Raw genomic sequence first — 25,924 nt, 5'->3', positions numbered from 1 at the left:
TCCTGCGAGCAGACGAAGGAGTAACCCAGCGTGTTCAACTCTCCCGACGAGGTCTTGCGCTTCATCGCCGACGAGGGCGTGAAGTTCGTCGATGTCCGGTTCTGCGACCTGCCGGGCGTCATGCAGCACTTCACCCTCCCCGCCGACGCCTTCGACGAGGACGCGTTCACCGAGGGCCTGGCCTTCGACGGCTCGTCCGTGCGCGGCTTCCAGTCGATCCACGAGTCGGACATGCTGCTGCTGCCCGACCCGTACACCGCGCGCATCGACCCGTTCCGGATCGAGAAGACGCTGATCCTGAACTTCTTCGTGCACGACCCGTTCACCCGCGAGGCCTACACCCGCGACCCGCGCAACATCGCGCGCAAGGCCGAGCAGTACATCGCCGAGTCCGGCTTCGCCGACACCGCGTACTTCGGCCCCGAGGCGGAGTTCTACATCTTCGACTCGGTCCGCTTCGACTACACCGAGAACGGCTCGTTCCACGAGATCGACTCGGTCGAGGGCTGGTGGAACACCGGCGCCGACGAGCCCGGCGGCAACAAGGGCTACAAGACCCGCTTCAAGGGCGGTTACTTCCCCGTCCCGCCGGTCGACCACTTCGCCGACCTGCGCGACCAGATGGTGCTGAACATGCAGGGCCTCGACTTCAAGGTCGAGCGCGCGCACCACGAGGTCGGCACCGGCGGCCAGACCGAGATCAACTACCGGTTCAACACGCTGCTGCACGCCGCGGACGACCTGCAGCTGTTCAAGTACGTCATCAAGAACACCGCGTGGCACGCCGACAAGTCGGTCACCTTCATGCCCAAGCCGCTCTTCGGTGACAACGGCTCCGGCATGCACGTGCACTCGTCGCTGTGGAAGGACGGCAAGCCGCTGTTCCACGACGAGTCCGGCTACGCGGGCCTGTCCGACACCGCCCGGCACTACATCGGCGGTCTGCTGGCGCACGCCCCGTCGCTGCTGGCCTTCACCAACCCGACGGTGAACTCCTACCACCGCCTGGTCCCCGGCTACGAGGCCCCGGTCAGCCTGGTCTACTCCCAGCGCAACCGCTCCGCCTGCGTGCGCATCCCGATCACCGGCAACAACGCCAAGGCCAAGCGCGTCGAGTTCCGCTGCCCCGACTCGTCGGGCAACCCGTACCTGGCCTTCGCCGCCATCGTGATGGCAGGCCTGGACGGCGTGAAGAACAAGATCGAGCCCCCGGCCCCGATCGACAAGGACCTCTACGAGCTGCCCCCGGAGGAGGCCAAGGAGGTCGCGCAGGTCCCCGCGTCGCTGGGTGACGTGCTCAACGCCCTCGAGGCCGACCACGACTACCTCCTCGAAGGCGGCGTCTTCACCCCGGACGTCATCGAGACCTGGGTCGCCTTCAAGCGCGAGCACGAGATCGACCCGCTCCGCCTGCGCCCCCACCCGTACGAGTTCGGTCTCTACTACGACGTGTGATCGGCTACCGGGCCTGACCCGGTAGACCGCGCCGACGGCCGGTTCCACTGCCCAGTGGAACCGGCCGTTTTCGTATGCGCGGCTAATCGGTGGACCGCGGGTTACACCTCGCGTCGAAGCCCGGTCAGCCCTGCTTCGGTGGTGGCCATGGGAACTCGGCACCGTGGACCACCCGTTCGGCGGGCCCTGGTCCCGGCCCGGATTGGTCCAGTCCACCACGGCCCGGTTGCCGCGCACCGTCCCCGGACTCGGGTCCCCGGGAGCTTTGTCCCCCGATCAGGTGGATCACCCGATCCGCCCGCGGCCTGGAGCTGGGTGGGGTCCAGTGTTCTCCGAATCGAGACCTCACGCGGGATTCCCTTGCCGGGGCGCCAAGCCTTACGCTCCCGCGCACCACGTCCGCGCAGGTCTCGTTCGGACGTTCCCGTGTGGTGCTCGACCCTCCACGCACGACCCCCCTCTTCCGTTCTCGACCGAGGAACCGCCATGTTCGCACCCCTTGATCCCGCGCGCGTCGAACGCCTCAAGACGGCTTACTCCGCGCGCAACCTCGATCGCGGAGCCTGCCTGACCCTCGTCCACCACAGCGATCACCAACCGCGGCACGGCGACCTCGTGCTGGCCGAGGTGACCAAGGTCGGCTACCACCAGGTGCTGGAGCTGACCGACGGCCGCAAGGCCAAGCTGTACGTGGGCGACGAGATGCTCGCCGCCTACGGCGCCCGCTACGCCCCCGACCACTTCGAGGCCGAGCTGCCCGACGACCTCGGCGCGTGCGACCTGGTCGCGGCGGGCGGTGTGCTGGGCAAGGTCCGAAGCCGCAACGCGGCGGTGAGCGCGCCGACGACCGTGCGCCCGTTGGGGCTGGTCGGCGACGAGAACGGCCAGGTGCTCAACGTGTCCGACCTGGCGCTGGGCGCACCGCTGCCCGCGCTGCGCAAGCCGCCGACGTTCGTCGTGGTGGGCACGTCGATGAACTCGGGCAAGACCACCACCTGCGCCTCCCTGGTGCACGGCCTGACCAGGGCCGGGCTGCGGGTCGGCGCGGCCAAGCTGACCGGCACCGCGGCGGGCGGCGACCCGTGGCTGTTCCGCGACTCGGGCGCCGTCGCCGCGCTGGACTTCACCGACGCGGGCATGGCCACCACCTTCCGCATCCCGGTGGAGCGCCTGGTGACCAGTTCCCTGCTGCTGCACGGGCACCTGATGGCCCGCGGCGTGGACGCGATCGTCCTGGAGATCGCCGACGGCCTGCTCCAACCGGAAACCGCGCAGCTGCTCGACCGCCCCGAGATCCGCCGCATCACCAGTGGCGTCCTGTTCTCCGCCGCGGACTCCTCCGGCGCCCTCTACGGAGTCCAGCGCCTGCGCGCGGGCAACCACCCGGTGCTGGCGGTGAGCGGCCTGCTCACCGCCTCCCCCTTGGCGATCCGCGAGGCGCAGGCCGGTTTGGACGTCCCGGTGTACGGGCCGCTGGACCTGCAATCACCCGCCCTGGCAGGCGAACTCCTGCGTCGCGCGATCGCCGAGTCGGCCGAGGTCCCCCAACTGGAGGCGGGCGAGGTCCTGGCCTAGTCGCCGGGCTGGACGGCACCGAGGTCGAACCCGAACCGGGCCAACGCGGCCCTCGGGTCGGCGACCAGCTTGCGCGCGCCGAGGTCCATCAGCCCGAGCAGGCAGGTGATCTCGGCGGCCACGGTGCCGTCCACCCTGGTGATGTTCGAGTCGACGTTGAAGGTCTTGCCGGGACCGAACTTGACGGCCAGGTCGACGTCCACCACGTCACCGCCGCGCAGCTCGCGGCGGAAGTTGATCGTCGAGGTCAGCATCACGGGCCCGAACCCCGAGGAGATCAGCCGGTCCCACGAGCACCCGGCGGCGGCGAACCCCTCGACCCGGGCCACCTCGGCGTACTGGTGGTACACGGCGTGGTTGAGGTGGCCGAGGCTGTCGAGCTCGTAGCTACGCACCGGAATGCGAACGCTCCAGGTCATTACCGAACAGTAGCCTCGGGATCGGCCTGGAACACCCCGCAGGTGAGCCACGCCTCAACCCTCCACCGAGCCCCCAGCGCCTCACCCGCACACGCGAGGCCAGCCAAGAACTGCCCCTCGTGCTCGTCGGTCAAGGACTGCCATTCCGCCCCGCATGCCCCACCCCACAGCTGAATCGACCGCCCCAACACCAGCGGGAGATCCGCGCAACGAGGGCACCATCAGCAGCCCCGTCCTTGGCGGACCACGACGCCTCACCACGAGGCCAAGTCAAGCGGGGTCGCGAACGAAGCACAGCCCACACCATCCAGCACCCTCCACCACTACCGACCGTCGCCGCGGCCCGGTCGCTGCGCAGGCACGAGCTGCTGCGGATCGCGTGCGCGGACCTGCTCGGTTTCACCGACGTGCTGCTGGGGGCAGCAGGCCGATCAGCAGCTCTTGCGACCAGCCAGCCCCCACCCGGAACCGCGCGAGGTCAACTACCCGCGCTGCGGGAGGGATGTCGAGTTCGGCGGCCCCCTGCGGGCGTCCGTCGCACTTCATGGCTCTCAGCTCGCCATGCCCTGAATGAACCCGCCCCAACGCCAGCGAGGGGTCCCCTGGAAAAGGGAACCCCTATTTCTCAATTCTACCGAGAACGGCCGCCGCGCCGGGGCGGGCGAGAGCTCGCCTGTGGACAACTCAGTCGTAGAAGACGTGCTCGACTACGGCGCGGGCGTGGCGGGTGGTGCGGCGGTAGTCGTCGAGGAATTGGCCTGGGTCTTTGGTCAGTTCGGTGCCCATGGCGGCGGCTACGGCGGCCAGTTCCCGGCCGTGGGTGGGGAGTTGGTCGGCCTGCTTGCCCCGCACCAGGGTCGCCGCGTTGCGGACCCGGGTGGCCAGGAGCCAGGCCGAGCGCAGTGCCTCGGCGTCGTCGGGGGTGAGCAGGTCGGCGGCGACCGCCGCGGCCAGACCGTCCATGGTGGAGGTCGTGCGCAGGTCGGGTACGGCGTGCGCGTTGCGCAGCTGGATGAGCTGCACGGTCCACTCGATGTCGGCGAGCCCGCCGCGGCCGAGCTTGGTGTGCGTGGCCGGGTCGGCGCCGCGCGGCAACCGCTCGGTGTCCACCCGGGCCTTGATCCGCCGGATCTCCCGCACCTGCGCGGCGTCCAGACCGCCCCCGGGGTACCGGATCGGGTCGATCATCGCGATGAACCGGGCCCCCAGCTCCGCGTCACCGGCGACCGGGCGCGCCCGCAGCAGCGCCTGCGCCTCCCACACCTCACCCCACTGGGCGTAGTACGCGCGGTAGGACTCGAGCGTGCGCACGATCGGCCCCTGCCTGCCCTCCGGCCGCAGGTCGACGTCCACCTGCAACGGCGGGTCCTGGCTCGGCGAACCCAGCAGCTTGCGCACCGCCTGGGCGACCCGACCGGCGTACTTGAGCGCGTCCTCGTCGGACACCCCCGGCGCGGGCTGGCAGACGAACATGACGTCGGCGTCGGAGCCGTACCCCAGCTCGCTGCCGCCGAGCCTGCCCATCCCGATCACCGCGACGGTCGCCAGGTGACCCCCCGCCGCCGCGGCCTCCGCCCGGTCGACGGCTTCCAGCGAGGCCTGCAGCACCGCGCCCCACACGCTCGACAGCCCCGCGCACACCGTCAGCACGTCGGTGAAGCCGAGCAGGTCCGCGCACGCGATCCGCAGGAGCTCGTGCCTGCGCAGCGACCGGGCCGCGGCGACGGCGTTGCCGAGGTACCCGTGCCTGCGCACCGCCGCGCGCAGCGACCCCGCCACCTCGGCCGGGTCGCGCGAGGTCAGCTCCTTGGGGTCGCCCAGCATCCGCAGCACCTCGGGCGCGCGCACCACCAGGTCGGGCACGAACCTCGACGTGCCGAGCAGGGTCGCCAGCCGCTCGGCGACGGCACCCTCGTCGCGCAGCACGCGCAGGTACCAGGGCGTGCCGGACAGCGCCTCGGACACCTTGCGGTACGCCAGCAGGCCGCCGTCCGGGTCGGGGGTGTTGCCGAGCAGGTCGAGCAGCACCGGCAGCAGCGCGGACTGGATCGCCGCGCGCCGCGACACGCCCTCGGTGAGCGCCTTGATGTGCTGGAGCGCGCCCTGCGGGGAGAGGTAGCCGAGCGCGGCGAGCCGGGCGTGCGCCTCCTCGGTGGTCAGCCGCAGCGCCTCGGTCGGCACGCGGGAGACCGCCTCCAGCAGCGGGCGGTAGAACAGCTTCTCGTGCAACCGCCGGATCCGGTTGGCGTGCCTGCGGAAGTCCGACTGCAGCACCTGGGCGGCGGTGCGGCCGCGCTCGGGCCCGATGCCGCTGGCCCGGGCCAGCCAGCGCAGCTCGTCGGTCTCCTGGTCGGCCGGGAACAGGTGCGTGCGGCGCAGCCGCTGCAGCTGGAGCCGGTGCTCGAGGGTGCGCAGGAACCGGTACGAGTCGGCGAGTTCGGCGGAGTCGGTGCGGCCGACGTACCCGCCCGCGCCGAGCGCGGCCAGGGCGTCCACAGTGGAGCCGAGGCGCAGCAGCTCGTCGGTGCGACCGTGCACCAGTTGCAGCAGCTGCACGGCGAACTCGACGTCGCGCAGCCCGCCGCGGCCCAGCTTCAGCTCGCGGTCGACGAGTTCGGACGGCACGTGGTCCTCGACGCGCCTGCGCATGGCCTGCACCTCGGGGACGAAGTTGTCCCGGTTCGCGGCGTGCCAGACCATCGGGCTCACGGTGTCGAGGTAGCCCTGGCCCAGTTCCGCGTCACCCGCGACCGGCCGCGCCTTGAGCAGGGCCTGGAACTCCCAGGTCTTGGCCCAGCGCTTGTAGTAGGTGCCGTGTCCGTCGAGGGTGCGGACCAGGGCGCCGTTGCGGCCCTCGGGGCGCAGGTTCGCGTCGACCTCGAAGCAGGCCTCGCCCGCGACCCGCATGAGCGCGCTGGCGACCCGCGTCGCCACCGCGAGGTCCCCGTCGCCGACGAAGACGACGTCGACGTCGCTGACGTAGTTCAGTTCCTGGCCACCGCACTTGCCCATCGCGATGACCGCGACCCGCGCCGAACCCGAGCTGCCGCTCTCCGCCCAGGCCACGGCGAGCGCCGCCCGCAATGCGGCGTCGGCCAGTTCGCTGAGCTGGCGGGCTATCTCGTCGTAGGTGAACCGGGCGGCGGTGGACTCGACGACGTGGCCGAGGTCGTCGGCGGCGACCTCCATCAGCAGTCCGCGGTAGGCGGCCTTGAGCCTGCGCACGGCGTCGGCGCCCCGCACCTTGGCGACGCGGTGGTCGCCTTCGGCTTCCACCGCCTCGTAGAGGGCCTGGGTGTAGTGCTCCACCGGGGTGCCGCCGCCGTCGAGCCTGCGCCACTGCCCGGGGTGCGCGGCGAGGAAGTCGGTGAACGCGCTGGACGAGCCGAGCACTGCGATCAGCCGCCCCCGCAGCCTGCGGTCGGTCTCCAGAGCGTCGCGCAGTTCCGGCCAGCTGTCCGGCGCGGACTCCCGGATGCGGTCCAGGCCGCGCAGGGCCAGGTCCGGGTCCGGGGTGCGGGACAGGGCGGTGAGGATGACCTCGTGCTGGGGCCCCGAGTCACCCCACAGCCCGGCGGCCCGCAGGTCCTGCTCGGCGCGCGGGTCGGTGAGCCCGAACCGGGCTGCGGACGAGATCGATCGGGCGCGGTCAGCCATGGCGTCAGATCATCGGGAGCTGCGGCCGGGAGCTTTCGACCGGCGCGAGTTCGCCGCGCGCCAATCCCACGAACCGCGCCACGAACGGCTTCCAGACTTCCTCGACATCGGCGTGCAGTTCGGCCAGCCGCTCGGTTTCGAGATCCCCTGGCCTGGCGAACTCGGCCGCTTCCGGATCGTCTTCCGCCCAGGAGAGCAAGAGGTCCGGGGTGGTCTCGATGTGGAACTGGAGCCCGTAGGCCGTGGCCCCGACGCGGAAGGCCTGGTTGGGGTAGCGGGTCGCGGAGGCGAGCAGGGCCCCGTCGACCGGGAGCCGGGAAATGACGTCCCGGTGGAACTGGATGACATCCGGCATGAGCGGCAGGTCGGCGAAGAGCGGATCGGCCCAACCCAGGTCGCGTTTGGCGACCAGGCCGCTGCCAACCTCGGGTCCATCGGCACCGGGCTCAACCACACCGCCGGTGGCGACCGCGAGGAGCTGGGCACCGAGCGAGATGGCCAGCACCGGCGTCCGGTTGGTGACGCAGGTGCTGAGGAGCCTGCGGACAGCTGCCAGCCACGGGTGGCCGATGACGTCGTTGGCACCCATCGGACCACCGAGACACACGACAGCTCGGTAGTCGTCCGGGACAGGTTCTCGGTCGGGTCGGACGATCCGCGGGTCGGCCCCGGCGTCGACCAGCCAGTCGGCCAGGCGCGCGGGCGGAGCGGAGTCGTCGAGCTGGAGCACCAGAACTCGTACCGAGGTCACTGGTGCAGCGTATGCCAGTGACCTGGCCTCGGCTCCGCCGAGGCGAGCAAGATCGCCCGCAGGCAGCCGTCAGCCGCTTCAGCACCCGAAAACCGAAAAGACCCGGAAATGGCGATAGCCCCCTCACCGAAGTGAGGGGGCTATCGCGAAAATGAGTCCGGCGGCGTCCTACTCTCCCACACCCTCACGAGTGCAGTACCATCGGCGCTGGTGGGCTTAGCTTCCGGGTTCGGGATGGGACCGGGCGTTTCCCCACCGCTATGACCGCCGTAACACTATGAAACACATCATCAACCTCGACCCCACCACAACCAAGACCACACATGACATGGTCTGGGGGGTGGGGGTGGTTGGTGTCTCAGACACCGTACAGTGGATGCGTAGCCTCTTCGTTGTAAGCCCTCGGCCTATTAGTACCAGTCAACTCCACCCCTCACGAGGCTTCCATCTCTGGCCTATCAACCCAGTGGTCTAGCTGGGGGCCTTAACCCCTCAAAGGGGGCGGGAGACCTCATCTTGGAACGAGCTTCCCGCTTAGATGCCTTCAGCGGTTATCCCTTCCGAACGTAGCCAACCAGCCATGCCCCTGGCGGGACAACTGGCACACCAGAGGTTCGTCCGTCCCGGTCCTCTCGTACTAGGGACAGCCTTCCTCAAGTCTCCAACGCGCGCGGCGGATAGGGACCGAACTGTCTCACGACGTTCTAAACCCAGCTCGCGTACCGCTTTAATGGGCGAACAGCCCAACCCTTGGGACCTACTCCGGCCCCAGGATGCGACGAGCCGACATCGAGGTGCCAAACCATGCCGTCGATATGGACTCTTGGGCAAGATCAGCCTGTTATCCCCGGGGTACCTTTTATCCGTTGAGCGACACCGCTTCCACCAGCCAGTGCCGGATCACTAGTCCCGACTTTCGTCCCTGCTCGACCTGTCAGTCTCACAGTCAAGCCCCCTTGTGCACTTGCACTCAACACCTGATTGCCAACCAGGCTGAGGGAACCTTTGGGCGCCTCCGTTACCCTTTGGGAGGCAACCGCCCCAGTTAAACTACCCACCAGGCACTGTCCCTGAACCGGATCACGGTCCGAGGTTAGACACTCAGTACGATCAGAGTGGTATTTCAACAACGACTCCACACCCACTGGCGTGAGCGCTTCACAGTCTCCCACCTATCCTACACAAACCGAACCAAGCACCAATACCAAGCTATAGTAAAGGTCCCGGGGTCTTTCCGTCCTGCCGCGCGTAACGAGCATCTTTACTCGTAGTGCAATTTCGCCGGGCCTGTGGTTGAGACAGTCGAGAAGTCGTTACGCCATTCGTGCAGGTCGGAACTTACCCGACAAGGAATTTCGCTACCTTAGGATGGTTATAGTTACCACCGCCGTTTACTGGCGCTTAAATTCTGAGCTTCGCCCCGAAGAGCTAACCCGTCCTCTTAACGTTCCAGCACCGGGCAGGCGTCAGTCCGTATACATCGTCTTGCGACTTCGCACGGACCTGTGTTTTTAGTAAACAGTCGCTTCTCGCTGGTCTCTGCGGCCACCCAGCCCTAGCCCGCAACGGAGCTTCAAGCCAGACGGCCCCCCTTCTCCCGAAGTTACGGGGGCATTTTGCCGAGTTCCTTAACCACAGTTCACCCGAACGCCTCGGTATTCTCTACCTGACCACCTGTGTCGGTTTGGGGTACGGGCCGCACGGACACTCGCTAGAGGCTTTTCTCGGCAGCATGGGATCACTCTACTTCGCCTCACTCGGCTACGCATCACGCCTCACCCTCATGAGCGACGGATTTGCCTATCGCTCGGGCCACACGCTTACACCAGACACCAACTGCTGGCGGAGCTACCCTCCTGCGTCACCCCATCGCTTGGCTACTACCGGATCAGATCCCGCGCTCAGATGATTCAGTCCGAAGACATCCACACCCTTGGGCGGTTAGTATCACCGGCCTCACCAGGGACGCGTCCACACGGGTACGGGAATATCAACCCGTTGTCCATCGACTACGCCTGTCGGCCTCGCCTTAGGTCCCGACTTACCCTGGGCGGAACAGCCTGGCCCAGGAACCCTTGGTCATTCGGCGGACGAGATTCTCACTCGCCTATCGCTACTCATGCCTGCATTCTCACTCGCACAGCCTCCACCACTGGATCACTCCGCGGCTTCCACGGCTGCACGACGCTCCCCTACCCACCCACACCACTGGCTGTCATCTCAAGGACGACAGCGATGTATTTGTGTGAGTGACACAGCTTCGGCGGTGCGCTTCAGCCCCGCTACATTGTCGGCGCAGGACCACTTGACCAGTGAGCTATTACGCACTCTTTCAAGGGTGGCTGCTTCTAAGCCAACCTCCTGGTTGTCTGGGCGACCCCACATCCTTTCCCACTTAGCGCACACTTAGGGGCCTTAGCTGGTGTTCTGGGCTGTTTCCCTCTCGACTACGAACCTTATCGCCCGCAGTCTCACTGCCGCGCTCTCACACCCCGGTATTCGGAGTTTGGTTGATTTCGGTAAGCTTGTAGGCCCCCTAGACCATCCAGTGCTCTACCCCCGAGGTGAAACACACGACGCTGCACCTAAATGCATTTCGGGGAGAACCAGCTATCACGGAGTTTGATTGGCCTTTCACCCCTACCCACAGCTCATCCCCCAGGTTTTCAACCCTGGTGGGTTCGGGCCTCCACGACGTCTTACCGTCGCTTCACCCTGGCCATGGGTAGATCACTCCGCTTCGGGTCTAGACCACGCGACTCAACCGCCCTCTTCGGACTCGCTTTCGCTACGGCTACCCCACACGGGTTAACCTCGCCACGCAGCACTAACTCGCAGGCTCATTCTTCAAAAGGCACGCCATCACCCCTCAAGGCTCTGACGGCTTGTAGGCACACGGTTTCAGGTACTCTTTCACTCCCCTCCCGGGGTACTTTTCATCTTTCCCTCACGGTACTAGTCCGCTATCGGTCATCAGGAAGTATTCAGGCTTAGCGGGTGGTCCCGCCAGATTCACAGCGAATTTCACGAGTACGCTGCTACTTGGGAACACTCTCCAGAGACCACATGTTTTCGCTTACGGGGCTCTCACCCTCTACGGCCGCCCGTTCCAAGACGTTCACCTAACACATGGTTTTCTTACTCTGCGCCAGTCCGGCAGAACCGACCGAAAGGTCCCACGACCCCGCCACCGCAACCCCTGCCGGGTATCACACGACGACGGTTTAGCCTCTTCCGCTTTCGCTCGCCACTACTCACGGAATCACGGTTGTTTTCTCTTCCTACGGGTACTGAGATGTTTCACTTCCCCGCGTTCCCCCCCAACACCCTATATATTCAGGTGCGGGTGACACCACATGACTGGTGCCGGGTTTCCCCATTCGGACATCCTCGGATCACAGCTCGGTTGACAGCTCCCCGAGGCATTTCGCAGTCTCCCACGTCCTTCATCGGCCCCTGATGCCTAGACATCCACCGTATGCCCTTACACACTTACAACAAAGATGCTCGCATCCACTGTACAGTTCTCAAACACCAACCAGACACCAGAACACATCCACGACCACCGGACCCGCGCACCACGCGGCGGTCTGATCGACGCCCTGGCCCTGACACTGAGCAAACCCTCACGGGTGTTGTCTCAGGACCCAACAGTGTACCGACACACTCACCACTCACCACCATCGACCATCCGCGTTCCACGCACACCGTTCCGAAGAACAGCGGCAGTACTGGCAGCCCTGACCGACACCGAGGAGCGTTCGCTCGTCCAGTAGTTCCACAGCATATGAGCGCCACCCACCAGGCATTCGCTGGCAGCGTGGTCTCCCACCACCCGAAGGTGATGGCAGGTGCTCCTTAGAAAGGAGGTGATCCAGCCGCACCTTCCGGTACGGCTACCTTGTTACGACTTCGTCCCAATCGCCAGTCCCACCTTCGACCACTCCCCCCCTTGCGGGTTGGGCCATGGGCTTCGGGTGTTACCGACTTTCGTGACGTGACGGGCGGTGTGTACAAGGCCCGGGAACGTATTCACCGCAGCGTTGCTGATCTGCGATTACTAGCGACTCCGACTTCACGGGGTCGAGTTGCAGACCCCGATCCGAACTGAGACCGGCTTTAAGGGATTCGCTCCACCTCACGGTCTCGCAGCCCTCTGTACCGGCCATTGTAGCATGTGTGAAGCCCTGGACATAAGGGGCATGATGACTTGACGTCATCCCCACCTTCCTCCGAGTTGACCCCGGCAGTCTCCCATGAGTCCCCGCCATTACGCGCTGGCAACATGGAACGAGGGTTGCGCTCGTTGCGGGACTTAACCCAACATCTCACGACACGAGCTGACGACAGCCATGCACCACCTGTACACCGGCCACAAGGGGGCCGATATCTCTACCGGTTTCCAGTGCATGTCAAGCCCAGGTAAGGTTCTTCGCGTTGCATCGAATTAATCCACATGCTCCGCCGCTTGTGCGGGCCCCCGTCAATTCCTTTGAGTTTTAGCCTTGCGGCCGTACTCCCCAGGCGGGGTGCTTAATGCGTTAGCTACGGCACGGAAACCGTGGAATGGTCCCCACACCTAGCACCCACCGTTTACGGCGTGGACTACCAGGGTATCTAATCCTGTTCGCTCCCCACGCTTTCGCTCCTCAGCGTCAGTATCGGCCCAGAGACCCGCCTTCGCCACCGGTGTTCCTCCTGATATCTGCGCATTTCACCGCTACACCAGGAATTCCAGTCTCCCCTACCGAACTCAAGTCTGCCCGTATCGACCGCAGGCCCACAGTTAAGCTGCAGGTTTTCACGGCCGACGCGACAAACCGCCTACGAGCTCTTTACGCCCAATAATTCCGGACAACGCTCGCACCCTACGTATTACCGCGGCTGCTGGCACGTAGTTAGCCGGTGCTTCTTCTGCAGGTACCGTCACTTGCGCTTCGTCCCTGCTGAAAGAGGTTTACAACCCGAAGGCCGTCATCCCTCACGCGGCGTCGCTGCATCAGGCTTGCGCCCATTGTGCAATATTCCCCACTGCTGCCTCCCGTAGGAGTCTGGGCCGTGTCTCAGTCCCAGTGTGGCCGGTCGCCCTCTCAGGCCGGCTACCCGTCGTCGCCTTGGTAGGCCACTACCCCACCAACAAGCTGATAGGCCGCGGGTTCATCCCATACCGCCGGAACTTTCCACCCCCCACCATGCGGTGGAGAGTCATATCCGGTATTAGACCTCGTTTCCAAGGCTTATCCCAGAGTATAGGGCAGATTACCCACGTGTTACTCACCCGTTCGCCGCTCGTGTACCCCGAAGGGCCTTACCGCTCGACTTGCATGTGTTAAGCACGCCGCCAGCGTTCGTCCTGAGCCAGGATCAAACTCTCCAAAGATGATTTAGAGTGCTGCCTGACAAACAGACACCAAAACTGGCATCAATTCATCTCAAAGGAACCCACATCGGGGTTCTATCATTCAAGCTCTACTGGCTTAAATCGGCACACTGTTGAGTTCTCAAACAACACACGCTCATCGAAATCCATCGCCGGAAAGGGCGACCTCATCCGAGGCTGGTATTGCCTAGCAAGTTTTTGTTCGCCAGAGCGACCAGACCCGCGCCGGATCCAGTGGATCCTTGCTGGGAGGTCTTCCTGGCAACGCCGCAGAACGTTACCCGGTTCGTTTCGCGGTGTCAACCCGCTCGACCCGGTGGAAGTTCTGACTCCGGGAACCTTAGCAGATCCTGGAGTTCGTCTTCCGAGTCCGTCCCCGCCAGGCTCTTGCGTCCTGTTCCGTCCGGCGCTCCGTGCGACATGGAGAAAGTTACTGGGTTGCCGATTCGGAAGTCAAATCGGCTGGTCAGCGCCCTGCGGCCGGTCGCAGCCACAGCGTGCGCAGCACCCCGGAGGACACCTCCGGGAGGAGTTCGTCGACCTCGCTCGCGCGGTCGTCGCCCAGCCGCGCCAGCTCGTAGCCCCACGTGCGGAACTCGCGCAGGACGACCGCGGGGTCATCGCCGAAACCGCTGGTCAGCGGCCCGTCGAAGGCCAGGATGACGTTCGGCCGGTCCTTGCGCAGACGGCGCACGAGACCCGCCAGGGCCCGGTGTCCGAGGCCCGGAATGTCCACTTTCACGACCGACAGCCGCTGCCCCTTGATGGCTTCCAGCGCGTCGAGCTCGCGGTCGAGCCGGACGCCCTGGACCGCGAACTCGGTTTGTGTGTCCGTGGTCACGTTCTCCGGATCTTGGAGCCGCACGCCGAAGCCGCCGCCCATCGCGGGTGCGCCGACGAGCTCGGCCTGCGCGTCCCAGGCCGCTGCCTCCAGCACCAGCAGGCGCTCGCCGACCAGGTCCGACACGTTCTCGGATACGTTGTGCCGCAACAGTTTCACCGCGTCCGGGTCCGGCTCGACGACGACCACGGTGCCGCTGGTGCCGAGGCGGCTCAGCACCCGGATCGCGTGGTAGCCGACGTACGCGCCGACGTCGAGGAAGACGCTGTCGGGCTCGATGAGCGAGTCGACCAGCTCGGCGACGTCGGGTTCCCAGACGCCGTTGCTCGACAGGACCGCCGACATGACGCTGTCCTGCGCGGGGAGCCGGAGCAGGCCCGCGTCGCAGAGCACCGGGGCGCTCGGCACGTCGACCGAAACCACTCGTTCGTGTTGGCGGACGATCACCCGGCGGAGTGCGTCGGTCGCGCGTAGGGCCTGGTCAGCGGCCCACGAGCCCTGCGCGACGCGGCTCTCGGACTCCAGTTGCCTGCTGGCGAGCCTGGCTTCCAGCGCGTCCATCCTGGCCGTGTTCGCCGCCAGCGCCTCGGTCAGTCTCCGGACCTCGTCGGACGCGACGCCGATACCCGCGACTTCGCGCGCGGACACCTCGCGCACCTGCGCGGCGACCTCACCGACCTCGCGGCTGTTCCCCGCGACGTCCCCGCGCAGTCGGACCACTTCCTCGCCCGCAGCGCTGACTTGCTTGCCGAGTTGGGTCATCCGTTCCACGACCAGGTCGAGGTCTGCGCGCAAGAGGTCCGCGTCGAGGCCCGCACCCGCCGTAGTGAGTTTTTCCTGGCGTTCGACCAGCTCAACCGCTGTGCGCTCTATGCCGTCGATGAGCGATGCGAGCACGGAGGTCAGGTGGGCGTCGTAGTGCGCCAGGACGCGCAAGACCGCGCGTCGTAGTTGCGGCGCCATCGGGATCTTGTAGCCGACTTCGGTGTCCGGTCGGCGGTGCAAGGCGTGCCTGGCGGCGCGTAGTGCGCGCAGGGGGTCGTCTTCGGTCGCGGACGCCAGTGCGCGTCCCGCGCGCCAACTGCGGTAGGCGAGTTCCACGCGTCTACGGACCGCCGCGCCCGCTGCGGTCGGCGAGAGGTGTTCGAGCACGTGGGTGCGCGCGGCGGAACCGACTTTGTCGGCGGTGGCGTTGTCGTCGGCCAGGTCGCGGATGGCCCCCGCGACCATGGTGTCCGCGGCGAACTCGTCGACCGGTAGCGGTACGCAGCAGTCCGGTCCTAGCAGCTCAACGGCGGTGCCGCCCGTGATGGTGATCGTCGGTACGCCGCGCAACGCGGTCTCGGCGAGCCACCTGGTGGCGTGGGCGTTGTCCGGCTGGCCGCGGCCGTGGATGGACACCGCCCAGGTCGCGGCGTCGGTCGCGGCGCGGAACGTGGACTCGTCGATGACCAGCCGCACGCGCGGGTCCCCGGCGGCGCGCAATCGGAGCCTTTCGGCTTCCTCGGAGCGCGCGGCGGACGTGGGGACCAGGAGCACCAATCGCACGTCGTCGCGGTTGGGGAAGGCTGCGGTGAACGCGGCGAGGACGTCGTCGGCGCGGTCGGCGATGGCCGCGAAGGTGGGTTCGTCGCCGATGCCGAGCCGGTGCCGGGCCTCGTCGCGGGCGACCTCGTCGCGGGCACCCGGGTCGGGTACGGGTAGCGGGACGATGTGCGTGGCCACGCCGTCCGGTGCGGGCGCGGGTGCGGGCCAGACCAACCAGCGCTCGTCGACGCGGAACGGGATCGACGCGAGTTCGTCGCGGACGGCGATGACGTGCCGTTGCCGTGGGATGCCGGAGATCCCGTTGCAGGTCAGCACCACCGGGTAGATCGGTTCGTCGGAGATGGGGAGCCCGGAGGCCTCGACCGCCAGTTTGACCCGGTCGGCGAAGGGGCCTGATCCGACGACGGATACGCCGATCTGGTCTATCAGGGTCACGTCGACGCCGTGTTGTCCCGGTACCGCGCGCGGGTGCAGTCGACCGGTCAGGACGGCGTCGGTGGCGCACCAGTCGCGGTAGCCGGCGGAGTCCTCGCCGAAGGGTTCCGGATAGCGTTTCCGCAGTTCAGGGTCGTCCTGCCAGACGGCGACGGCCCATCTGGTCGCGTCCGGCGCTTCGGGGGATGCCGCACAGGCCCACCGCAGGAACCCGGCCGGATCCGCGTCTACCGCCGGTGGCTTGTCCTTACCGGCACGCGCTGCGCGGTAGGCGGCGCGGAGCGTTGGTGGGAAGACCGTGCCGTCGGCGAGCTTGGCGAAGCGTGTAGTGGGCTGCGGGGTGTCTTCGTCGAGTTCGGCGACGTAGTCCGTGCAAATGCGGGCAAGCAGCGGGTGTTCGGAAAGCAGTACCCGCGGGTGGTCGGTGATGTCCGCGGTCAGCAGCCAGGGGCGCTCGGGATCGAGGCCCGCGAAGTTGGCGGTGCGCAGGACCGTCCCGCCTGCGGTTAGGCGGCGTTGGGCATCTTGGGCAAGAGGGCGCTGCGCGGCGTTCCACCGCGATAGGCCCAACCCGGGGTCACGCAGTACCCGGTGGTCGACCATAGCCGGTGCGCCGTCGAGGAACGCACCCGCGCGCGCGGGGTCGGCGAGGCAAACCTCCGCCCAGGAGTGCAGGAACGGTTCCGCGCCGTGGGTCGCGGCGAGGAAACCCTCGTCGTAGATGCCCGCAGCGAGCAATTCGGCCTGTTCGGGGCGCAGACCGTCGGCGGGCAACGGGCGCAAGACCTTGGGGATGAGCACGACAGCGGCCTCGCGCAGCGCGGCGGTGATGCTGTCGGTCAGGGGTGCGTAGACGCGGACCCACGGGTCGAGGTAGAGCACGGGGTGCGGTTCGCGGTCGAGCAGCCACTCCAGCAGGCGGGGCCGCAGCACCGCGCAGGCTTCGGCCGCGGTGTGGCCGGTGGCCAGCACGGACAACTCGTCGGCGCCCAGCCCCAGGTCGGCGGGGCGGACGAAGCTCCCGGCGCCGTCGACCGGGGCCTCGCCGTCGACGAGCAGCGTGACGAACCGGGAGCCGGGGTGGTGGTCGAGGAACGTCCGCGCCGCGACCCGCGCGGCGGGCAGGTCCGCGACGGGCACCGCCGTACAGGCGATGAGGGTGGTCGCGGCGTCTGGGGACACGTCGGGCACCGCGCCAACCTAACGGCTCTTGGGGCCCGGGTGTGCCACCCAGTCGAGGGAAGTTGACCTCGTCGCGTGATCATCTCCACGCTCGACCTGGGTTAGTGGCACTGGCACGCCGATCCGCGGCTTAGAGCATCGGCAGGAGTGTCCGGAGCTCGTAGGGGGTCACGCTGCGCCTATAGGTGTCCCACTCGGTGCGCTTGTTGCGGAGGAAGTAGTCGAAGACGTGCTCCCCGAGGGTCTCCGCGAGGAGTTCGGAGTTCTCCATCTCGGCCAGGGCCTCACCGAGGTTCTGCGGCAGGTTCGCGTACCCGGCGGCGCGGCGTTCGGCGTCCGAGAGGGACCAGACGTCGTCCTCGGCGGCGGGTGGCAGCGAGTAGCCCTCGGCGACGCCCTTGAGGCCGGCGGCGAGGATGACCGAGAACGCCAGGTACGGGTTGCAGGCGGAGTCCAGTGAGCGGATCTCGACCCGGCGCGAGGACGCCTTGCTCGGCGAGTACATCGGGACGCGGACGAGGGCGGACCGGTTCGCGTGTCCCCAGCAGACGGCCGTGGGCGCCTCCCCACCGACGATGAGGCGCTTGTACGAGTTGACCCACTGGTTGGTGACCGCGGAGATCTCGCGCGCGTGCTTGAGCAGACCGGCCACAAAGGCCTTACCGGTCGCGGACAGCTGGTAGGGGTCCTCGTTGTCGTAGAAGGCGTTGCGGTCGCCTTCGAACAGGCTGACGTGGGTGTGCATACCGGAGCCCGGTTGGTCGGAGAAGGGTTTCGGCATGAAGGACGCGAAGACGCCCTGGGTTAGCGCTACCTCCTTGACCACGTACCGGAAGGTCATCACGTTGTCGGCCATGGTGAGGGCGTCGGCGTAGCGCAGGTCGATCTCCTGCTGACCGGGCGCGCCCTCGTGGTGGCTGAACTCCACCGAGATGCCCATGGCCTCCAGGGTCTCGATGGCGTGCCTGCGGAAGTGCGTCGCGGTGGCGTGGCTGGCCTGGTCGAAGTAGCCGCCGTTGTCCGCCGGGGTGGGTTCGCTGCCGTCGTCCGGGAGGTTGTTGAGCAGGAAGAACTCGATCTCCGGGTGCACGTAGCAGGTGAACCCGGCCTCGCTGGCCTTCGACAGCGTGCGGCGCAGCACGTGCCGCGGGTCCGCCCAGGACGGCGAGCCGTCGGGCATGGCGATGTCGCAGAACATGCGGGCGGAGTAGGGCTCGCCGTCGGGGGTCTCCCAGGGCAGGACCTGGAAGGTGGCCGGGTCCGGTTTGGCGATCATGTCCGATTCGTAGACCCGGGAGAACCCCTCGATCGCCGAGCCGTCGAACCCGATGCCCTCGGCGAAGGCGCCCTCCAGCTCGGCGGGCGCGACCGCCACCGACTTCAGGAAGCCGAGCACGTCGGTGAACCACAGCCGGACGAACCGGATGTCGCGCTCCTCGAGCGTGCGCAGGACGAACTCTTGCTGGCGATCCATGTGCGCAGCGTAGACATCAACTGGCCGTGCGCGCCTTACCGAGCCCGTGTGACGTGATCCGCAGTGAGACCACCGTGGCCACGGCGCACAACGCGCCCGCCGCGTACCAGGCGAGGTCGTAGCTGCCCAGGTGGTCGCGGGTGAGTCCGGCGGCGCTCGCGGCCACCCCGGCGCCGACCTGGTGGGCGGCGAAGACCCAGCCGAACACGATCGGGCCGTCGGTGCCGAACACCCGGCGACAGAGCGCGACCGTCGGCGGGACGGTGGCCACCCAGTCGAGGCCGTAGAAGACGATGAACGCCCACATGGGTGGATCGGCGGTGGCGGCGAACAGGTTGGGCAGGAAGAGCAGGGAGATGCCGCGCAGCGCGTAGTAGGTGGCGAGGAGGTAGCGCGGGTCCACGCGGTCGGTGAGCCAGCCGGAGAAGACGGTTCCTGCGACGTCGAAGAGGCCGATGACCGCTAAGAGGCTCGCGGCGGTCGTAGTGGGCATTCCGTGGTCGTGGGCGCCGGGGACGAAGTGGGTGGCGACGAGGCCGTTGGTGGTGGCTCCGCAGATGGCGAACCCGCCCGCGAGCATCCAGAAGGTGCGGTTGCGCACGGCTTCGCGGAGGACGGTGAGTGCTCGTAGTGCGCCTCGGTTGGTGGTGGGGCGTGGTAGGTCCTCGGTGGCCCCGTAGGCGAAGGTGCCCACGTCGCTGGGGTGGTCTCGTAGTGCGATGAGGACGAAGGGCACGACGGTTAGCGCTGTCCCGGCGATGACCAGCGATGCCGTGCGCCAGCCCGAGTGGGTGGCGAGGTTGGCGACGACCGGCAGGAAGACGAGTTGCCCGGCGGCGCCCGCGGCGGTGAGCACGCCGCTGACCAGGCCCTGGTGGCGGACGAACCAGCGGGAGGTGACGGTCGCGACGAAGGTCAGCGCCATCGCCCCGGTGCCGACGCCGACGAGCACGCCCCAGCACAGCAGCAGGTGCCAGGTGGTGGTCATGAAGACCGTGAGCCCGCTGCCCGCTGCGACCAGCACGAGCGCGACAGCCACTACGCGGCGCATGCCGAGCCGTTCCATGAGGGCGGCGGCGAAGGGCGAGATGAGTCCGTAGAGGACGAGGTTGACGCTGATCGCCGCCGAGATGGTGGCGGTGGACCAGCCGAACTCGGCCTTCAGCGGGTCGATCAGCACGCCCGGCGCCGCGCGGAAGCCTGCGGCGCCGACCAGGGCGACGAACGCCACGGCCGCCACGAACCAGGCCCGGTGCACGCGCGGGGCTCGATCGGTACTGGTCGCGGCGGTCGCCGATTCATCCGTCTGGGTCACGCCGGCCAGCCTGCGACATCGGTCCACTGTGGCCTAGTGGCCTGATTGCCAACATGTGAAAGAATCCGGCCATGACGCATCGGGTGGCGGTGCTGGCCGTGGGCGAGGCGGTCGGCTACGACCTGGAGATCCCGCCGCTCCTGCTCGGCGCGGCGAAGACCGCGGACGGCACGCCGCTCTACGAGGTGCTGATCTGCGGGGTCGACGCGGAGCCGGTGCGGATGACCACGGGGTTCACCGCGGTGCTCGACCACGGCCCGGAGGTGCTGGAGACCGCGGACACGGTGATCGTGCCGGGAACGCGCTCCCCCGGGCCGCGCCTGCACGGGACGCTGCCGGGGCCGCTGGCCGCCGCGCTGGCCCGGATCCGACCGGGTACGCGGGTGATGTCGATCTGCACCGGTGCGTTCGTGCTGGCCGCTGCGGGGCTGTTGGACGGGCGACGGGCCACTACGCACTGGAAGTTCGCCGACGACTTCCGCGCGCTCTACCCGGCCGTCGACCTCGACCCGGACGTGCTGTTCGTCGACGGCGGCGACGTGCTGACCTCGGCGGGGCTGAGCGCGGGGGTCGACCTGTGCCTGCACGTGGTGCGCACCGACTTCGGCAGCGAGGTGGCGAACCGGGCCGCGCGCTACTGCGTGGTGCCGCCGTGGCGGGAGGGCGGGCAGTCGCAGTTCATCGACCGGCCGCTGCCCGCGGGCGGGTCGGACGGGGTGGCGCCGACGCGCGCGTGGGCGCTGGACCGGTTGCACGAGCCGCTGGAACTGGCGGCGCTGGCCGGGCACGCGTCGATGAGCGTGCGCACGTTCTCGCGGCACTTCCGCGCGGAGACCGGGCTGTCGCCGGGGGCCTGGCTGGTGCAGCAGCGGCTGCGGCGCGCCCGGCACCTGCTGGAGAACACGGACCTGCCGGTGGACCGGGTGGCCGCGCAGTCGGGGCTGGGCACGTCGGCGTCGCTGAGGCAACACCTGCGTGCCGCGATCGGTGTCGCTCCGCTCGCGTACCGGCGCACGTTCCGGCCCGACAGCCGGTCGGACTGAGCGAAACCGCTGGTCAGAAGCGCGACAGCGGCTCCCGGTGAACGCCGGTCAAGCGGTCGGTGGCGGCCTGTGGATAACTTCGTTCGGCCTCAGGCGCCGCCGCCTACGATCTCCGCCATGGGCATTCGCCGAGTGGTACTGGGTTTGGGAAGTCTCGCGCTCGTGGGCGCGCTGGTGGCGGGCTGCTCGTCCGACGATTCGGGCGGGGGTGGCGGCACGCTGCCGGACGGCGCCGCGCTGCTGCGGGACGCGTCGGCCGCGACGAAGAACGTCAAGAGCGCGCACTTCGCGTTGAAGGTCAACGGGACGGTGGCCGCGATCCCCGTGCAGAACGCCGAGGGCGACCTCACCCGTGAGGGCGGTGGGTCCGGCGCGGCCAAGGGCACGGTCCGGCTGACCCTGATGGGTCAGCTGATCGAGGGCGAGTTCGTGCTGGTCGACGACTCGCTCTACATCAAGGGCCCGACCGGCGGGTTCACGAAGTACCCGTCCGCGATCACCTCGCGGATCTACGACCCGTCGACGATCCTCGACCCGGACAAGGGCATCGCCAACGTGCTGGCGAAGGTGCAGGAGCCGCGCACGGAGGCGGCGGAGACCGTGGACGGGGCGTCGGCGTACCGGGTCAAGGGCAAGGTGGCCAAGGACGTGGTGTCCGCCGTGGTGCCGGGCGTCAGCGCCGACGTGGACGTCACGCTGTGGGTGCGGCAGGACAACAAGCAGCCGGTGAAGGCGTCGGTGGCGTTGCCGGACAACGCGAGCGTCGACCTGTCGCTGTCCGATGTGGACAAGCCTGTGACGATCACCGCGCCATGAGGTCCGCGAACCGCACCATCGCCATCAGCGCGGGCGGGCTCGCCGTGCTGCTGGGCGCGCTGGACACCTACGTGGTGGTCAGCGTCATCCGGCAGATCATCGACGACCTGCAGATCCCGGTGAACCGCCTGGAGCGGGTCACCCCGATCGTCACCGGCTACCTGCTCGGCTACATCGCCGCGATGCCGCTGCTCGGCCAGGCGTCCGACCGGTTCGGGCGCAGGCCGCTGCTGCAGCTGTGCCTGCTGGGGTTCCTGGCGGGCTCGGTGGTCACGGCGCTGTCCGGCGACCTGTCCGTGCTGGTCGCGGGCCGGGTCGTGCAGGGCGTGGCCAGCGGCGCGCTGCTGCCGGTGACCATGGCGCTGGCCGCCGACCTGTGGGACGAGCGCAAGCGGTCAACGGTGCTGGGCACCGTGGGCGCGGCGCAGGAGCTGGGCAGCGTGATCGGCCCGCTCTACGGCGTCGCCCTGGCCGCGCTGCCGCTGTGGTCCAGCGCCTTCGGCATCACGGGGTGGCGCGGGGTGTTCTGGGTCAACGTGCCGCTCGCGGTGCTGGCGATGGTCGCGGTTCACCGCACGGTGCCCGCCCGGGCGGCCACCGGCGAACGGGTGCGGGTCGACGTCGTGGGTGGTTCGCTGCTCGCGGTGGCGCTCGGGCTGGCGGTGGTCGGGCTCTACAACCCGGACCCGCGCAATTCGGTGCTGCCGTCGTGGGGTCTGCCGCTGCTGATCGCGGCCCTGGTGGCTTTCGTGGCCTTCCTGCTGTGGGAGCGCCGCGCGCGCACCAAGCTGATCGACCCGGCGGGCGTGGCGATGCGCCCGTTCCTGGCCACCCTCGCGGTGTCGGCGGCGGCGGGCGCGGCCCTGATGGTCACCCTGGTCGACGTCGACCTGTTCGCCCAGACCCTGCTGGGCAAGGACGACGAGGGCGGCGTCCTGTTGCTGCTGCGGTTCCTGGTGGCGCTGCCCGTCGGCGCCCTCCTCGGCGGCCTCCTCGCCGCCCGCTTCGGCGAACGGCTCGTGTCGGTCGTCGGCATGGCCGTCGCGGGAGCCGGATACCTGCTGATGGCGAACTGGCCGCAGGACCCCCTGACCGCCACCGGCCTCCTGGGCCTCCCCCGGCTGGACACCGACCTGGTGATCGCGGGCCTCGGCCTGGGCTTGGTCATCGCCCCCCTGTCCGCCGCCGCCCTCCGCGTGGTCCCGGCCCAACGCCACGGCGTCGCCTCGGCGGGCGTGGTCGTCGCGCGGATGACCGGCATGCTGGTCGGCATCGCGGCCCTGTCGGCCTGGGGCCTGCACCGCTTCCACAGCCTCACGGCGACCCTGAACGTGCCGCTGCCGTTCGGCAAGGACCCGGAGGTCGCGGCCAAGGAGATCGCCGACTACCAATCGGCCCTCAAGGGCGCGCTGCTCACCCAGTACACGGAGATCTTCCTGATCACCGCCGTGGTCTGCTTCCTGGGTGCGGCCGTATCCCTCCTGATCAGCCGCGCCCGCCACTCAGACGAGCCACCCTCCGCGGTCCCCTTATCCGCCACCGCTTCCACCTGACCGCGGGCGTGGGTCGCCGGGGGTGATCAGTGCCCGATGAGAAGCCCATTCAGCTTCTGCGGGTCGGACTAGGGACAAATACCGTTGGCGGTGGGATCGCGCGCCGGGATCATGGCCTCCATGTGGACTGCTTCGGCGCGGCGACGGATCGGTGGGTTCGAGGAGCGGTTCGCTCGGGCCCAGGCCAGTTCGGTGGTCGAGCTGGGGTGGGGGTACGGCCTGCTGCAGCGGGACTTCCTCGCCTCCTGGCACCACAACCGGATCGTCGTCACCGGGCCCGTCGACGCCGCCGAGGTGGTCGCGGCGGCGGACGAGGTGTTGGGCGGGGCCGGGGCCGCGCACCGGTTGGTGCAGTTCAACAGCGACGCCGCGGGCGACGCGGCTGCCGGGGTGTTCTCGGCGGCCGGGTACCAGGTGCACGAGCGGATCGTCGCGATGCTGCACTCCGGGGTGTTACCCGCGCGGGTGCCGAACCGGGTCGAGTCGATCCCGTTCGCGGAGCTGCGCCCCTCCCTGATCCGCGACTGGCGGGCCGACTACCCGGACGACACCGACGAGCAGATCGCCCAGTTGGCCGACCGGGTCACGCTCTACCAGCGCGGCGCGGACGTCTCCTTCCTCGGCATCCGCGACCGCGACGGCGAGGTCCTGGCCCGGGGCGAGCTGTACGTCGCCGACGGCGTCGCCCAGTTCGAGAACGTCATCACCCGCCCCGAGAGCCGGGGGTTGGGGTTGGGGCGCGAGCTCGTCGCGGAGGCCCTGCACCGGTCCCGGGACGCGGGCGCGGACCTGTGGTTCCTCATCGCCCAGGCCGTGGACTGGCCCCGGGGCTGGTACCGGCGCATGGGCTACCTGGACGGGCACCAGGTGCACGCCTACCAGCGCACACCCTGATCACCCCGCGCGGCACTCGATGTCGGCCAGGGGCGCGCGCAGGTCGATCAGGTAGGTCGAGCCCGCGTCGTCGACGCAGGAGTTGCCGCCGCCCAGGAAGACCGTGTGCTGGTCGCCCACGTAGGTGATCAGGCGGGCCTTGAGGGCCTTGGCGAGGGTGACGCCCGACTCGTAGGGGGTCGCCGGGTCGCCGGTGGTGGACACGACCACGACCTCGGGCAGGCCGTCGACCTTGGGCTGGTGCGGTTCGCTGGTGTTGGGCACGGGCCAGAACGCGCACGTGTCGAGGGTTGGGATGGTCGGTTCGCTCGGGTCGGCCATGAACATGTCCTTGGACGCCTCCGCGACCTTGCGGGCGTTCTCCTCGACCTTCGCCCGGTCCGTCGTGCGGGGGTCGTCCACGCAGCGCACGGCGGTCAGCGCCGCCATGGTGTCTCGGTACTCGCCCTGTTCGGAGCGGCCCAGGTACTCGTCGGCCATCTCCAGCAGGGTGCCGCCGTCGCCCTTCGCCAGTTCGTTGATGGCGCGTTCGAGGCGGGTCCAGCTCAGCTGGGAGTACAGCGCGGAGGCCATGGCGATGCCCGCGTCGGAGTACGAGAGCTTGCGGTCGCCGACCGCGAGCGGCGCGTCCCGCAGCGGGCGGAGCAGCTTCGCCAGCTCGGGCTCGGTCTTGACCTGGCACTTCTCCCGCGCCGCGCACCAGCCGAGGAAGGTCTTGAACGCGTCGTCGAAGCCCCTGGCCTGGCGGATGCTCGCGTCGACCGGGTCGGCCAGCGGGTCGACGGCGCCGTCGAGGACCATGGCGCGCACGTTCCCCGGGAACGCCTCGGCGTACGCGGTGCCGATCCGGGTGCCGTAGGAGTAGCCGACGTAGGTCAGCTTCTCCTCGCCCAGCGCCGAGCGCAGGACATCCATGTCGCGCACCACGTCCCTGGTGCCGATGTTGGCCAGCACCTCGGTTCCGCCGCTGCGCTCGGTGCACCTGGCGACGAAGTCCTTGTTGCTCGCCTCGACCTGCGCGACCTCCTTGCGCTCCGGCGCGGAACGCTCGGCGTCGGTCTCGGCGGCGTTGCGGCAGCGCACGCGCGGCTCGCTGAGACCGACACCGCGCGGGTCGAAGCCGATGAAGTCGAACCGCTTGCCCAGTTCGCGGTCCTTGACCACGAACCCGAGGGTGGCCGCGGTGTTCATCCCCGAGACACCGGGACCACCCGGGTTCATGACCAGCGCACCGACCCGGTCCGGGCCGGTGGCGGCGCGGCGGAGCACGCCGATGGTGATCGCGCGGCCGTCGGGCTTGGCGTAGTCGAGCGGCACGGTGAGGCGGGTGCACAGGATGCCGGTCACCGCGTACGCCGCGCGGCTGTCCTCGTCGTAGGCCAGCGGCGGGCAGTCGGTCCAGTTCAGCGGCTGGCCGTAGAAGCGCTCCAGCCCCGCGGGCACCGGGCCCTTCGGACCGCGCTGCTCGAGCTGACCCGCACTCGGCGCGCCGTCGACGACGACGGTGCAGGAACTCAGTGTTACGGCCGCCAACAGCGGTGTGACCAGCGGAAAGCCGCGGGAGATGCGCACGGCGCAATGGTGCC

The 25,924-nt window shown here is 68.5% G+C and carries 13 protein-coding genes and 3 rRNA genes; 6 read left to right on the top strand and 10 right to left on the bottom strand.

Translation table 11 applies throughout. The features are described from left to right. The first annotated feature begins 30 nt into the window (after nt 1–30). A complete protein-coding gene (gene glnA / locus V5P93_RS05620; RefSeq protein WP_104483619.1) occupies nt 31–1,455 on the top strand; it encodes a type I glutamate--ammonia ligase in 1,425 nt (474 codons plus the stop codon). 486 nt (nt 1,456–1,941) lie between these two features. Then, nucleotides 1,942–3,030 carry a DUF1611 domain-containing protein gene (locus V5P93_RS05615; RefSeq protein WP_104483618.1) on the top strand — a complete coding sequence of 363 codons (1,089 nt, stop codon included), beginning with the start codon at nt 1,942–1,944 and terminating at the stop codon, nt 3,028–3,030. Here V5P93_RS05615 and V5P93_RS05610 read toward each other — a convergent pair. The 9 genes from V5P93_RS05610 to V5P93_RS05570 all read right to left on the bottom strand — a co-directional run bounded on the left by V5P93_RS05610 (nt 3,027) and on the right by V5P93_RS05570 (nt 20,032). Continuing rightward, entirely contained in the window at nt 3,027–3,449 is a 423-nt protein-coding gene (locus V5P93_RS05610; RefSeq protein ID WP_104483617.1) for a thioesterase family protein, read from the bottom strand. The two genes, V5P93_RS05615 and V5P93_RS05610, sit on opposite strands and share 4 nt — an antisense overlap. A 684-nt stretch (nt 3,450–4,133) precedes the next feature. Further along, nucleotides 4,134–7,106 (bottom strand): bifunctional [glutamine synthetase] adenylyltransferase/[glutamine synthetase]-adenylyl-L-tyrosine phosphorylase, encoded by a 2,973-nt coding sequence (locus tag V5P93_RS05605; RefSeq protein WP_104483615.1) that lies wholly within the window; start codon nt 7,104–7,106, stop codon nt 4,134–4,136. 4 nt (nt 7,107–7,110) lie between these two features. Beyond that, nucleotides 7,111–7,857, bottom strand: coding sequence for a type 1 glutamine amidotransferase (locus V5P93_RS05600; RefSeq protein WP_104483614.1), 747 nt, complete (start codon nt 7,855–7,857; stop codon nt 7,111–7,113). 155 nt (nt 7,858–8,012) lie between these two features. Further along, nucleotides 8,013–8,129 (bottom strand): 5S ribosomal RNA (gene rrf, locus V5P93_RS05595). Between the two features lie 118 nt (nt 8,130–8,247). Further along, a 23S ribosomal RNA gene (locus tag V5P93_RS05590) occupies nt 8,248–11,355 on the bottom strand. 364 nt (nt 11,356–11,719) lie between these two features. Beyond that, nucleotides 11,720–13,237, bottom strand: a 16S ribosomal RNA gene (locus V5P93_RS05585). The 16S, 23S and 5S rRNA genes sit together here, the layout of an rRNA operon. A gap of 466 nt (nt 13,238–13,703) precedes the next feature. Then, nucleotides 13,704–17,252, bottom strand: coding sequence for an FkbM family methyltransferase (locus V5P93_RS05580; RefSeq protein ID WP_104482708.1), 3,549 nt, complete (start codon nt 17,250–17,252; stop codon nt 13,704–13,706). Between the two features lie 121 nt (nt 17,253–17,373). Continuing rightward, complete coding sequence (glnA, locus tag V5P93_RS05575) at nt 17,374–18,717, bottom strand: type I glutamate--ammonia ligase (protein ID WP_104482709.1); 1,344 nt, start codon at nt 18,715–18,717, stop codon at nt 17,374–17,376. Between the two features lie 16 nt (nt 18,718–18,733). Next, on the bottom strand, nt 18,734–20,032 hold the full coding sequence (locus V5P93_RS05570) for an MFS transporter (RefSeq protein WP_181043862.1): 1,299 nt from the start codon (nt 20,030–20,032) through the stop codon (nt 18,734–18,736). A 71-nt stretch (nt 20,033–20,103) separates the two neighbouring features. Between V5P93_RS05570 and V5P93_RS05565 the strand changes: the two genes are divergently transcribed. The 4 genes from V5P93_RS05565 (at nt 20,104) to V5P93_RS05550 (ending at nt 24,338) form a co-directional block, all read left to right on the top strand. Next, nucleotides 20,104–21,075, top strand: a complete 972-nt coding sequence (locus tag V5P93_RS05565) for a GlxA family transcriptional regulator (RefSeq protein WP_104482710.1) — start codon at nt 20,104–20,106, stop codon at nt 21,073–21,075. A 117-nt stretch (nt 21,076–21,192) separates the two neighbouring features. Continuing rightward, on the top strand, nt 21,193–21,891 hold the full coding sequence (locus V5P93_RS05560; protein WP_104482711.1) for an LppX_LprAFG lipoprotein: 699 nt from the start codon (nt 21,193–21,195) through the stop codon (nt 21,889–21,891). Continuing rightward, entirely contained in the window at nt 21,888–23,444 is a 1,557-nt protein-coding gene (locus tag V5P93_RS05555; protein ID WP_104482712.1) for an MFS transporter, read from the top strand. The genes V5P93_RS05560 and V5P93_RS05555 overlap by 4 nt, the downstream gene beginning before the upstream one ends. A gap of 120 nt (nt 23,445–23,564) precedes the next feature. Then, on the top strand, nt 23,565–24,338 hold the full coding sequence (locus V5P93_RS05550; protein ID WP_181043863.1) for a GNAT family N-acetyltransferase: 774 nt from the start codon (nt 23,565–23,567) through the stop codon (nt 24,336–24,338). On the opposite strand, the gene V5P93_RS05545 is transcribed toward V5P93_RS05550, so the two are convergent. Then, nucleotides 24,339–25,910 carry an alpha/beta hydrolase gene (locus tag V5P93_RS05545; protein ID WP_245931689.1) on the bottom strand — a complete coding sequence of 524 codons (1,572 nt, stop codon included), beginning with the start codon at nt 25,908–25,910 and terminating at the stop codon, nt 24,339–24,341. It lies immediately after the preceding gene. Nucleotides 25,911–25,924 lie beyond the last annotated feature (14 nt).

This window comes from Actinokineospora auranticolor (assembly GCF_041897805.1).
Taxonomy (GTDB): domain Bacteria; phylum Actinomycetota; class Actinomycetes; order Mycobacteriales; family Pseudonocardiaceae; genus Actinokineospora; species Actinokineospora auranticolor.
This window is presented reverse-complemented; position numbering and strand designations above follow the sequence as displayed.